8 protein-coding genes and 3 rRNA genes (1 of these 11 only partly in view) are annotated in these 12,484 nt (G+C 63.4%); 3 read left to right on the plus strand and 8 right to left on the minus strand.

What is annotated here, in order from left to right:
• Window positions 1-71: 71 nt before the first annotated feature.
• Both pnuC and RI032_RS07285 read right to left on the minus strand, forming a co-directional pair.
• Entirely contained in the window at window positions 72-644 is a 573-nt protein-coding gene (pnuC, locus tag RI032_RS07280; RefSeq protein ID WP_322548066.1) for a nicotinamide riboside transporter PnuC, read from the minus strand.
• A 142-nt stretch (window positions 645-786) separates the two neighbouring features.
• Window positions 787-2,136 carry an outer membrane protein transport protein gene (locus RI032_RS07285; protein WP_010484240.1) on the minus strand — a complete coding sequence of 450 codons (1,350 nt, stop codon included), beginning with the start codon at window positions 2,134-2,136 and terminating at the stop codon, window positions 787-789.
• Window positions 2,137-2,364: 228 nt separating this feature from the next.
• Between RI032_RS07285 and RI032_RS07290 the strand changes: the two genes are divergently transcribed.
• A complete protein-coding gene (locus tag RI032_RS07290; RefSeq protein WP_010484241.1) occupies window positions 2,365-3,057 on the plus strand; it encodes a rhomboid family intramembrane serine protease in 693 nt (230 codons plus the stop codon).
• 117 nt (window positions 3,058-3,174) lie between these two features.
• Here the strand turns inward: RI032_RS07290 and RI032_RS07295 are convergent, their stop codons facing one another.
• The 3 genes from RI032_RS07295 to RI032_RS07305 all read right to left on the minus strand — a co-directional run bounded on the left by RI032_RS07295 (window position 3,175) and on the right by RI032_RS07305 (window position 6,538).
• Window positions 3,175-3,585, minus strand: coding sequence for a hypothetical protein (locus RI032_RS07295; RefSeq protein ID WP_322548067.1), 411 nt, complete (start codon window positions 3,583-3,585; stop codon window positions 3,175-3,177).
• 85 nt (window positions 3,586-3,670) lie between these two features.
• A complete protein-coding gene (locus RI032_RS07300) occupies window positions 3,671-5,131 on the minus strand; it encodes a S41 family peptidase (RefSeq protein WP_322548068.1) in 1,461 nt (486 codons plus the stop codon).
• Between the two features lie 108 nt (window positions 5,132-5,239).
• A complete protein-coding gene (locus tag RI032_RS07305; protein WP_010484243.1) occupies window positions 5,240-6,538 on the minus strand; it encodes a murein hydrolase activator EnvC family protein in 1,299 nt (432 codons plus the stop codon).
• A gap of 95 nt (window positions 6,539-6,633) precedes the next feature.
• On the opposite strand from RI032_RS07305, the gene RI032_RS07310 reads away from it, so the two are divergent.
• Window positions 6,634-7,296, plus strand: coding sequence for a DUF4097 family beta strand repeat-containing protein (locus tag RI032_RS07310; protein ID WP_019338882.1), 663 nt, complete (start codon window positions 6,634-6,636; stop codon window positions 7,294-7,296).
• A gap of 86 nt (window positions 7,297-7,382) precedes the next feature.
• Window positions 7,383-9,092, plus strand: coding sequence for a M28 family metallopeptidase (locus RI032_RS07315; RefSeq protein WP_049412331.1), 1,710 nt, complete (start codon window positions 7,383-7,385; stop codon window positions 9,090-9,092).
• A gap of 280 nt (window positions 9,093-9,372) precedes the next feature.
• On the opposite strand, the gene rrf (RI032_RS07320) is transcribed toward RI032_RS07315, so the two are convergent.
• The 3 genes from rrf (RI032_RS07320) to RI032_RS07330 all read right to left on the minus strand — a co-directional run.
• A 5S ribosomal RNA gene (gene rrf / locus RI032_RS07320) occupies window positions 9,373-9,487 on the minus strand.
• A 132-nt stretch (window positions 9,488-9,619) separates the two neighbouring features.
• Window positions 9,620-9,734, minus strand: a 5S ribosomal RNA gene (gene rrf / locus RI032_RS07325).
• Between the two features lie 127 nt (window positions 9,735-9,861).
• Window positions 9,862-12,484, minus strand: a 23S ribosomal RNA gene (locus tag RI032_RS07330) (it continues 257 nt past the right edge of the window).

Below are 12,484 nucleotides of genomic sequence, written 5' to 3' on the forward strand. Positions count from 1 at the left end.
TTTGTGCATTGCTTGCTGTAGAGCCGAGCCCATGCTCGGCTTGAACGGTACAGCCGAGCATGGGCTCGGCTCTACACCCGAATCAGATTGCGCCAGTGGCGCAACGCCACCAGTGCGTTGATCCAGAAGCCCACGTACAGGATCGAGGTCAGATGCAGGCCACGGCTGTAGTACAGCGGCACCGCCACGGTATTCACCAGCAGCCACACCCACCACGACTCCAGCTTGCGCCGCATCATCAGGATCTGGGCGATCACGCTCAGCACCAGCACCGCCGAATCGATGTAGGGCGCGTAGGCGTTGGTCAGGCGGGTCAGCATCCAGCCGTAGCCGAAGGTCGCCACCACCGCCAGTGGTGCCAGCCACGCCCAGGCACGCGGTCGCAATGAGGTGATCGGCAGGGGTGCACCGTGGTCGCCGCGCAGCCACTGCCACCAGCCCAGCACGCTGATGGCGATGAAGAAGAACTGCAGCACCATGTCTGCATACAGGTGAGAGCGCTCGAACACCGCCGCGAACAGCGCGCAGCCGACGATGCCCAGCCACCAGGTGTGCACGTTGTTGCGGCCGGCCAGCAGGATCGAGCCGGCGACGGCGATGTTGGCGGCCAGCTCCAGCTGGAAGTTCGGGTCGGACAGGTTCATCGCGCTATTGTCGTGGATCCACGCGCTGCGTAGGCAATCGGCTGGATCCACACCCTGCGTGGATGCCCCAAGGCGTTCCACAAAAAAAGAAGGCCCCGCTTGCGCGGGGCCTTCCGTGTACTGCGTCAGGCCGAGGCCTGGATCAGAACTTGTACTGGAACGAAGCAGCCAGCACGTCGCCACGGACCTTGTACTTGCCCGACAGCGAGTTGCCCTGGTTGGCAGTGGTCGCACGCACGTTCACGTTCGGATCGCTGGTGAACAGGTGGGTGTAGCCAAAGTTCCACTCGGTGTTCTGCGACGGGGTCCAGCCCACACCCAGCGACAGCCACTTGCGGCTGGTATCCGGCACGCGGACGTCGCGGTGGGCGTCGGTGGTCGGGGTCTGGTCCAGCGCAACACCACCGCGCAGGGTGACGGTGTCGCTCAGCTTGTAGTCGGCGCCCAGCGACACGAAGGTGGTGTCGCGGTAGCCGAACTCCAGGACCGAATCCGCCTGCGGCGAAGCGTAGTCGACGGTGACGCTGTCAAAGGCGGTCGACCAGGCGGTGCGGGTCACGTCGCCCATCACGGTCCAGCGGTCGTTGACCTTGTGGGTCACGCTCAGGGTGGCCGAGGCCGGCATGGTCACCGTGGCCTTGCCGCTGGTGTCCATGAACCAACCGCGGGTACGCGGCGAGTTGGTCAGCAGGGAACGGGCGCGGTCGGCGCCGCTGAAGGTCGCATCACCACCGGTGATCTTGTGCTCGACCTTCGAACGGTAGCTCAGGCCGATGTGGGTGTTCTCGTCGATCGAGAACAGGCCACCGACGGTCCAGCCCACGGCATTGTTGTCACCCTCGATCTTCAGGGTGCCATCGGCGCTGCCCGGGGCGAAGCCCGGAGCGCCGGCACCGGCCAGGATGCTGCCGTAGTCGACGGCGTTGCTCAGCTCGATGGTCAGGTGTTCGACGAACACCGACGCGCCGAAGGACACGTACGGGTTGACGTCATACGACGCGGCGAAGCCGAGGTCGATGGCCTTCAGATCGGTCTTCAGGCCGCTGTAACGACCGACCCAGCCGTTGTCGTATTCGGTCTTGAAGCCGAACGGTGCGGTCAGCGACACACCGAAGTGGGCCTTCTCGCCGATCGGCATGTGGAAGTACGCGGCCGGAACCGGAGCGATCATGCCGGCGTCGCCGCCGTCACCACCGGTCTGCGGACGGCCTGCTGCATTGCGGCCCTGGCCCTTGAACTCGGCCTTGAAGCTGATGGCGCTCAGGTCGCCCTGGACCAGGGTGCCATCGAGCTGGCGCATACCGGCCGGGTTGACGGCGATGATGGAGGCGTCGCCTTCGGCGCTGCCGGAGCCGGCGAACGCGCGGCCCAGGCCCTTGGCGCTGTTTTCCTTCAGCTGGAAGGCAGCGGCATTGGCGTCGGCAGCAGCCAGCGCACCGGCAACGCCGACGGCCAGCAGGGTCAATCGGGCAATGGTGGAAGCGGTTTGCATCGTAGTTCTCTCTCTCCGGTAAGCGGTGATGGTGCTCTGAGTGCGCCTGCGCCCGGCGGGCCTTGGGGCCCTTCGGAGCGCGCCGGATTCCCCTCCCGACATACGACGCCGTATGCGAGTATTACCCAGACCTGTTAATGAAACAATAACAGCGCAGGCGCTTTTTTCGTCTCAAAAGCTGAACAGGACAATCCCCGCCGTAAGCGCCCTCACGCTAGGCTAGTGCCCATGTTCGTCTCCCTCCCGTCGCGCAAGAAGGCAGCCCTGCGCTGGGCCACGCCCGTGCTGTTTGCGGCACTGTGGCTGGCGTTCCTGTGGTCGATCTCGCGTCCGGATGACGCCCGGGGCAGCCTCTGGCTGGACTGGGGCGCCCTGTCCACCGGCCTGACCCACCCGCTGGACTGGTGGGCGACCCTGCAGGACGGCAGCGTGCTGCGCCTGTTCACCGCCCTGTTCCTGCACGCGGACTGGTCACACCTGCTGGGCAATCTGGTGTTCCTGCTGATCTTCGGCCTGCCCGCCGAACGGGTGCTGGGCCCGTGGCGCCTGCTGCTGCTGTTCCTGGTCGGCGGTGCGGTGTCCAATCTGGTGGCCATCTACACCATGGGCAGCCCGGACCAGATCATCATCGGTGCCAGCGGTGCGGTGTCAGCGCTGATCGGCGCCTATCTGGCCCTGTTCCCGGGCGCCCGGCTGGGCGTGGTGATCCCGCTGGGACTGTTCCTGGAGTTCGTGCGCGCCCCGGCCTACCTGCTGATCGGCGTCTGGGCCGCCCTGCAGGTGGTGTTCGCCCATATCGGCCCAAGCTTCGGCATGGTGGCCTGGTGGGCGCACATCGGTGGCTTCCTGTTCGGCCTGCTGTACGGCGTGTACGTGCGCGCCGCGATCGCACGCCGCCTGCGCAAGCGGCACGGCTTCTGAACCCCTGGGGTGCCGGCCGCTGGCCGGCGTCACGCTCACCCGCTCGTTCGTGGCGTCGAGCGTGCTCGACTCCTTCATCGATATGGATCTGCTCCGTCCGCGACGACGCCGAATGCGTCACTCGCGACTGACCACCAACGTGTTGTGGTGGGTATCGAACAGAAGCGTAGCGCCGTCATCCAGCACCACGAAGTACTCAAAGAACGGCAACTCGCCGAGCAAAGGAATCAGTTCACTTGCCTGCAGAGTCCAGATCGGCCACGGCAATGCGCGCTCATCTGACGCTACCAGGCACATTTCGCCGTTCACTTCCGCCAGCAGTTCAGCCAGACAGGAAAGGCCTTCATCACTGCTGTCGTAATGGATCGTCTGATCAGACGTCGCTTTGCCTGCCCACCAATAGACAAAGCGCGGATCGATTCCATGTCGGCCCGCCAAGGATTCCAGCAGGGTGGCGGCCCGGTCAGGTGGCAGCTGATCACGGCCAAGCAGTTGACTGATCGTAGTCGCCAGGTTCGAATCGTCCATGGGCCGATTCTATCGGGCGACGCCTCGGCCGCGTCGCCTTCTCTGGATGAGCAGGGTGTCCGACGGGCACAGCCCGGCGCTACCCTCAGGGCTTGGCCGGGACCGGAATGGGCTTCGCTTCCGGCTTCGCTTCCGGCTTTGCTTCCGGCTTCGGTTCGGCCTTCGCTTCCGGCTTCGCAGTTGCGGCCTTCACGGCCTTCGCCGCATCTGCCTTCGCCGCTTCGGCCTTCAAGCGTGCAGCCACCGAACCCGGATTCTTCAGCTCAGCCAGCGCGTCGTTGATCGGGCCATCGCCCGGCAGTACGGCGCCGGCGTGGTAGCCCTCGGTGCCTTCGTCGTCACCGCGCAGATGGCCCGGCAGGGTCGCTTCGCTGTAATCGCTCAGGCTGGCCGGCAGCGCCTCGTCTTCCGGGCGCGCCGCAGGCTTCAGTTCGACCTCCGGCACGATGCCGGTGGCCTGGATCGACTTGCCGCTGGGCGTGTAATAACGCGCGGTGGTCAGCTTCACCGAATCACCGTTGTCCAGCGGCAGCACGGTCTGCACCGAGCCCTTGCCGAAGGTGCGGCTGCCGACCACGCGGGCGCGCTTGTTGTCGCGCAGTGCGCCGGCCAGCACTTCCGAGGCACTGGCCGAACCCGCATCGACCAGCACCACCACCGGTGCACCCTTCAACAGATCGCCCGGGGTCGCATCGAAGCGTGCATCGCTGATGCTGATGCGGCCGCGGGTGCTGACGATGTTGCCCTTGTCGAGCAGGTCGTCGGCCACCTGCACGGCAGCGGTCAGCAGGCCACCCGGGTTGCTGCGCAGATCCAGCACCAGGCCCTTGAGCTGGCCACCGGACTGCTTCTGCAGCTGCTGCACGTGCTTCTGGAAGTCCGAACCGGTGTCGGCCTGGAACGTGCTCAGGCGGATGTAGCCATAGCCCGGTTCCAGCAGGCGGCTGCGCACACTTGTCACGCGGATGGTCTGCCGGGTGAGGCTGACATCGAAGGGTTTGGGCTTGCCTTCGCGCACGATGGTCAGCACCACCTTGCTGCCGGCCGGGCCGCGCAGCGGTTCGCTGGCATCGATCGCGCTGATCGGCTTGCCGTCGATGGCGATGATCAGGTCACCGGCGAGGATGCCGGCCTTCGCCGCCGGCGTGTCGTCGATCGGCGAAATCACCTTCATGCTGGCATTGTCGGGCTGCTGCTGCAGCTCCACGCCGATGCCTTCGTAGGCGCCGCTGGCCTGTTCGTCGAACGCCTGCGCGTCTTCCTTGTTGAAGTAGGTGCTGTGCGGGTCGAGATCGAGCAGCAGGCCACGCACCGCGGCCTGCATCAGCTTCTTGTCATCGACCGGATCGACGTAGGCGGCCCGCACTGCGTTGTAGACGGCCACGAAGCGGCGGATGTCCTCCAGCGGCACCTTCGAGGTCACCGCCTCCTCGCTGCTCGCTGCCTGCCCGCCGGTTTCCTGGCTCGGGGCGGGCGCGGTCTGCTGCGCCCAGGACAGCGCTGGCAACAGGGCCAGCAAGAGGGTGGCGGTACGGGCTGCGCGCATGGATCACTCCTGTCGACGGTGGCATGGTGCCCAAGGCACATGCACCGATTATGCGCGAAGCACAGCTAAATTCCCGTTGAATCCGCCCTGCACGCGGAAGCGCTGGATTCAGCGCCGCTGCAGCCAGCTGTCAGGGTTCACCGGCTGCCCACCACGACGCAGCTCGAAATACAGCGCGGTGACGCCCTGGCCGCCGGAATTGCCGACCTTGGCCACCGCATCACCACGGCTGACCCGCGCGCCGGCATCCTTGAGCAGGGTGTCGTTGTGGGCGTACAGGCTCATGTAGCCGTTGCCGTGGTCGACGATCAGGATCATGCCGTAGCCGGTCATCCAGTCGGAGAACACCACAGTGCCATCGGCCACCGCGGTGACGGTGCTGCCGGCCGGTGCACCGATCAGCACGCCGCTGCTGGTGCGGCCATCAGGCAGCTTGCCGCCATAGCGGGCCAGCAGGTTGCCGGACAACGGCCAGCCCAGGCCACCGACCTTCGGCGCCGGTGCCGACGCCACCGCCGGCGGAACCTTGGTCGGCGGCGGCGGGCGGCCCTGCGCAGCGGCCTGGCGTGCGGCCCGCTCGGCAGCGGCCTTTTCGGCGGCGGCTCGGCGTGCAGCCGCGCGACGCTCGGCCTCGGCGCGGGCGGCGGCCGCGCGCAGATTGGCCAGCAGTGTTTCCAGCGCCTTGGCGTCCTGGCCCAGCGCCTGTTCCTTCTCGCGCTGGTCCTTGAAGCGTTCGTCCAGCGAGGCCACGGTCTTGGCGCGATCGCGACGGTCGGCTTCCAGCGCCGCCGCCTGCTGCTTCTGGTCCTGTTGTGCACCCTGCAGCTTCTGCTTGCGCTCGGCGATCTGCGCCTGCAGCGCTTCCAGTTCCTTCAGGTCGGCGGTCAGCGTGGTGATCCGCTGCGCACGCTCGCGTTGCAGGTAACGATGGTAGGCCAGGGCGCGATTGGCATCGGCTACCGTGTCCTGCGACAACAGCAGCTTCAGTGGTGCGTGGTTGCCCAGCTGGTAGGCTGCACGCAGCAGGCCGGCCAGCTCGCGATGCTGCTGGGCGAGGTTGGCCTGCAGCGTGCTGCGGCGTTGTTCGGCCTCGGCCAGGGCCCTTCCCTGCTCGCGCAGCGCGGTTTCCGTCTGCGCAAGCGCACGGCCGGTGCGGGCCACCTTCTCATCTGCCTCGCGCAGCTGCTGCGAGGCCTGGCCACGCTGGCCTTCGATCTGCCGGCGCTCCTGCGCCACGCCCTTCAGCTCACTGCGCAGTTTCTGCAGCTTGCGCTCGGTCTCGCGCGTGGTCTGCGCGGCACCCGGCAACGGCAACGCCAGTGCCAAGGCCAGCCCCAACAGCAGGCAGCGCCCGCCGCGGGCAGCGGCGATGTGATGTCGGCGTGATGGGAAGGCGTTGTTGCGCAAGGGCTTTCCAGTGACTTCAGGCAGTTGCAGGGGGTACCGGGGAATGGTGACATCTCCGCACGCGGCCTGCCAGCCGCACATCCATCGAGGTCCCCATGAAAGCTCTCTCCATTCCGCTGCTGTTGGGCGTACTGCTGGCCACCGGGCCGGTCTGCGCCCAGGAGAACATCAGCAAGGTCAACGGCAGCATCAGCGCCGAACCCGGCCAGCGCTACGGCAAGCTGGACACCGTCAACGGCGGCATCCGCGTCGGCGAAGGCGTCGAGACCGGCAGCATCGACACCGTCAACGGCGGGGTGAAGGTCGCCGATCGCGCGCGCACCGGCAAGATCGAAACGGTCAACGGCGGTGTGCGCCTGGGCCGCGACGTGATCGCCCATGGCAACGTCAGCACCGTCAACGGCAGCATCTTCAGCGATCGCGGCAGCCAGATCGAAGGCGGCGTTGAAACCGTGAACGGTGGCATCGGGCTGGTCGAAAGCCGCGTCGGCAACGACGTGGAAACCGTCAACGGTGACATCACCGTGGGCATCGGTTCGCAGGTCAAGGGCGGTGTGCACGTGCGCAAGCCGAACTTCAGCGTCTCGCTGACCGCCAGCCGCAAGCCACGCGTGATCATCGGCCCGAATGCCGTGGTCGACGGCCCGTTGCAGTTCGAGCGCGAGGTGGTGCTGTACGTGCACCGCACGGCCCGCATCGGCCCGGTCACCGGCGCCGAGCCGATCCCGTTCGACACCGAAACCGCTCCGGCGGACTGAGCACACCGCGCCCATCGGTTCGGTGATACTCGCTGTTACCGGTCGTACACGAGGTACGGCCGCCCTTTGTTTTCCAGGAATCGACGATGCCCCGCAAACTCCTCCTGTGCCTGGCCGCTGCGGCCGCGCTCAGTGCCTGCAAAGGCGAAGACACGCCGGCGCCCGCGCCGGCCACCGACACCGCCGCTGCCAAGCCGGCGACCCATGCGTTCTCGCCGGAGATCAACGCCGGCGACTTCGCCGAGATGGTCAAGACGCTGGCTTCGGATGAATTCGAAGGCCGCGCCCCGGGCAGCAAGGGCGAGGAACTGACGGTCAACTACATCCGCGACCAGATGCAGCGCATCGGCCTGCAGCCCGGCAACGGTGACAGCTGGTTCCAGGATGTGCCGATGACCGAGACCACGGCCGACGCGTCGACCGTGCTGAAGATCACCCAGGGCGGCAAGACCACCGAGCTGAAGTTCGGCACCGACATGGTGGTGGGTACCCGTACCGGCCAGGCCGAGGTGAAGGTCGATGCCAGCGACCTGGTGTTCGTCGGCTACGGCGTCGATGCGCCGGAGCAGAAGTGGAATGACTATGCCGGCCAGGATTGGAAGGGTAAGACGGTCGTGATGTTCGTCAACGACCCGGGCTTCCATGTCGATGACGCGAAGCTGTTCGACGGCAAGCGCATGACCTACTACGGCCGCTGGACCTACAAGTTCGAGGAGGCAGCGCGCAAGGGCGCCGCTGCCGCGCTGATCGTGCACGACACTGCCGGTGCCTCCTATGGCTGGGACGTGGTGAAGAACTCCTGGGCCGGGCCGCAGTACGACCTGCCGGCGAAGGATGACCCGGATGCCCGCATTCCGGTGCAGGGCTGGCTGAGCGCCGACGCCGCCAAGGCGCTGTTTGCCGGTGCCGGCCTGGACCTGGCGCAGGCTTACAAGGATGCGAGCAAGCGCGGCTTCAAGCCGGTGCCGCTGAAGGCCACCGCCGCGGTCGACCTGAAGAGCCAGATCGCGCAGAAGCAGTCGCGCAACGTGGTGGGCGTTTTGCCGGGCAGCAAGCGTGCCGACGAAGCCGTGCTGTACATGGCGCACTGGGACCACCTGGGCAAGCACGAGGGTGAAACCGGCGACAACATCTACAACGGTGCGGTCGACAACGCGACCGGCGTGGCCGGCATCCTCGAGGTGGCTGAAGCGATGGCCCACCAGGAGCCGAAGCCGGAACGTTCGGTGGTGTTCCTGGCGGTGACTCTGGAAGAGTCCGGCCTGCTGGGTTCGAAGTACTACGTCTCCCATCCGACCTTCCCGCTGGACAAGATCGCCGGTGTGATCAACATCGATGCGATGTCGGTGGCCGGCCGTGCCAAGGACGTGACCGTCACCGGCTTCGGCAGCTCGGAGCTGGAAGACATCCTCAAGCCGCTGGCTGCGGCCCAGGACCGCACGCTGCATGGTGAGACCTCGGTGCAGAGCGGCTTCTACTTCCGTTCGGATCACTTCAACTTCGCCAAGGCCGGCGTGCCGGCCCTGTACGCCGATGGCGGCGAAGACCTGCGCGAGGGTGGCGTGGACGCTGGCCGCAAGGCCGCGGCGGACTACGGTGCCAACCGTTACCACGGGCCGAAGGACGAATTCGATGCGTCCACCTGGAAGCTGGACGGTACGGTCGAAGACCTGCAACTGATGTATGGCGTCGGCAAGGAGCTGGCCGGCGGCGATCGTTGGCCGAACTGGTATGAGGGCAACCCGTTCAAGGCGGCCCGCGACGCGATGATGAAGGACAAGGCCCCGGCCAAGTAAGTCGGGCCATGCTCGACTGAACATCGTTGAGAGCAGAGCGGCGCCCCACGGGGCGCCGTTTTTTTGTGCGCTCCGCCATTGGTGGGTGCCAACCCTGGCCTGCTGTGTGTAGCGGCCAACCTGGGTTGGCGCCTTGGTTCCTTGCGGGGAGCATCCACGCATGGCGTGGATCTACCGCTGATCCCTCTGCCATCGGTAGTCGCCAACCGTGGTTGGCGCCGCCGCTCGCGGCGGTCAAAGAAAAACCCCGCTGCGTGAGCAGCGGGGTTTTGGGTGTAAACCCTGGCGATGACCTACTCTCGCATGGCTTGAGCCACACTACCATCGGCGCAGCTGCGTTTCACTTCCGAGTTCGGGATGGGATCGGGTGGTTCCACAGCGCTAATTTCACCAGGGAGACGGTTGCAGCAGCGCTTGCAGCGCCAGCTTCGCGATCTTGCCCTTGGGGCGGAAGGTATCCAGAAAAGCAATGCCTTCACTTAATAAGAAAAACCCCGCTGCGCAAGCAGCGGGGTTTTGGGTGTAAACCCTGGCGATGACCTACTCTCGCATGGCTTGAGCCACACTACCATCGGCGCAGCTGCGTTTCACTTCCGAGTTCGGGATGGGATCGGGTGGTTCCACAGCGCTAATTTCACCAGGGAGGCGGTTGGAGCGTCGCCATCCGATACAGCTGGATAAGGCGCCTGCCTCTCGTAGTTCTTGTGACGTAGCGTGCACCTGGATGCTCTTACGACGTTGTCGTAAAGCCAAGGCAACTTGAGGTTATATGGTCAAGCCTCTCGGATCATTAGTATCAGTTAGCTCAATACATTGCTGTACTTACACACCTGACCTATCAACCACGTAGTCTACATGGTTCCTTCAGGGGGCTTGTGCCCCGGGAGATCTCATCTTGAGGCGCGCTTCCCGCTTAGATGCTTTCAGCGGTTATCGCTTCCGAACATAGCTACCCGGCAATGCCACTGGCGTGACAACCGGAACACCAGAGGTTCGTCCACTCCGGTCCTCTCGTACTAGGAGCAGCCCCTCTCAAATCTCCAACGCCCATGGCAGATAGGGACCGAACTGTCTCACGACGTTCTGAACCCAGCTCGCGTACCACTTTAAATGGCGAACAGCCATACCCTTGGGACCGACTACAGCCCCAGGATGTGATGAGCCGACATCGAGGTGCCAAACACCGCCGTCGATATGAACTCTTGGGCGGTATCAGCCTGTTATCCCCGGAGTACCTTTTATCCGTTGAGCGATGGCCCTTCCATACAGAACCACCGGATCACTAAGTCCTAGTTTCCTACCTGCTTGATCCGTCGATCTTGCAGTCAAGCACGCTTATGCCTTTGCACACAGTGCGCGATGTCCGACCGCGCTGAGCGTACCTTCGAGCTCCTCCGTTACTCTTTAGGAGGAGACCGCCCCAGTCAAACTACCCACCATACACGGTCCCCGACCCAGATAATGGGCCCAGGTTAGAACGTCAAGCACGACAGGGTGGTATTTCAAGGATGGCTCCGCCACAGCTAGCGCCATGGTTTCATAGCCTCCCACCTATCCTACACAGACGAACTCAACGTTCAGTGTAAAGCTATAGTAAAGGTTCACGGGGTCTTTCCGTCTTGCCACGGGAACGCTGCATCTTCACAGCGATTTCAATTTCACTGAGTCTCGGGTGGAGACAGCGCCGCTGTCGTTACGCCATTCGTGCAGGTCGGAACTTACCCGACAAGGAATTTCGCTACCTTAGGACCGTTATAGTTACGGCCGCCGTTTACTGGGGCTTCGATCAAGAGCTTCGCCTTGCGGCTGACCCCATCAATTAACCTTCCAGCACCGGGCAGGCGTCACACCCTATACGTCCACTTTCGTGTTTGCAGAGTGCTGTGTTTTTGATAAACAGTCGCAGCGGCCTGGTTACTGCGACCCTCTTCAGCTATAGCTCGCATGAGCCACCAAAAAGGGTGCACCTTCTCCCGAAGTTACGGTGCCATGTTGCCTAGTTCCTTCACCCGAGTTCTCTCAAGCGCCTGAGAATTCTCATCCTACCCACCTGTGTCGGTTTACGGTACGGTCTGCGTAAGCTGAAGCTTAGGAGCTTTTCCTGGAAGCGTGGTATCAGTGACTTCGCCATAAAGGCTCGTCTCGGTGCTCGGTCTTAGAGGATCCCGGATTTGCCAAAGATCCAAACCTACCGCCTTTCCCCAGGACAACCAACGCCTGGTACACCTAACCTTCTCCGTCCCTCCATCGCACTTACGCGAGGTGCAGGAATATTAACCTGCTTCCCATCGACTACGACTTTCGTCCTCGCCTTAGGGGCCGACTCACCCTGCGCCGATTAACGTTGCGCAAGGAAACCTTGGGCTTTCGGCGTGCGGGTTTTTCACCCGCATTATCGTTACTCATGTCAGCATTCGCACTTCCGATACCTCCAGCAGACTTCTCAATCCACCTTCAACGGCTTACGGAACGCTCCTCTACCGCGCATAACAAAGTTATGCACCCCAAGCTTCGGTTCTGTGCTTAGCCCCGTTAAATCTTCCCCGCAGACCGACTCGACCAGTGAGCTATTACGCTTTCTTTAAAGGGTGGCTGCTTCTAAGCCAACCTCCTGGCTGTCTGTGCCTTTCCACATGGTTTTCCACTTAGCACAAAATTTGGGACCTTAGCTGTGGGTCTGGGTTGTTTCCCTTTTCACGACGGACGTTAGCACCCGCCGTGTGTCTCCCATACAGTCCGTCTCGGTATTCGGAGTTTGCAATGGTTTGGTAAGTCGCGATGACCCCCTAGCCATAACAGTGCTCTACCCCCGAGAGGATACATATGAGGCGCTACCTAAATAGCTTTCGAGGAGAACCAGCTATCTCCGGGTTCGATTAGCTTTTCACTCCTAATCACACCTCATCCCCTACCTTTGCAACGGGAGTGGGTTCGGGCCTCCAGTGCGTGTTACCGCACCTTCACCCTGGGCATGACTAGATCACCCGGTTTCGGGTCTACTGCCCGCGACTATGCGCCCTTATCAGACTCGGTTTCCCTTCGCCTCCCCTATACGGTTAAGCTTGCCACGAACAGTAAGTCGCTGACCCATTATACAAAAGGTACGCAGTCACTCCTTGCGGAGCTCCTACTGCTTGTACGCACACGGTTTCAGGTTCTATTTCACTCCCCTCTCCGGGGTTCTTTTCGCCTTTCCCTCACGGTACTGGTTCACTATCGGTCGGTCAGTAGTATTTAGCCTTGGAGGATGGTCCCCCCATGTTCAGACAGGGTTTCACGTGCCCCGCCCTACTCGTCTTCACTGAAATGGCCCTTTCAGATACAGGGCTATCACCTTCTATGGCCGCTCTTTCCAGAGCGTTTTCCTAGAACCAAATCAGCTTAAGGGCTAG

The sequence above is a fragment of the Stenotrophomonas geniculata genome (assembly GCF_034508895.1).
Taxonomy (GTDB): domain Bacteria; phylum Pseudomonadota; class Gammaproteobacteria; order Xanthomonadales; family Xanthomonadaceae; genus Stenotrophomonas; species Stenotrophomonas geniculata.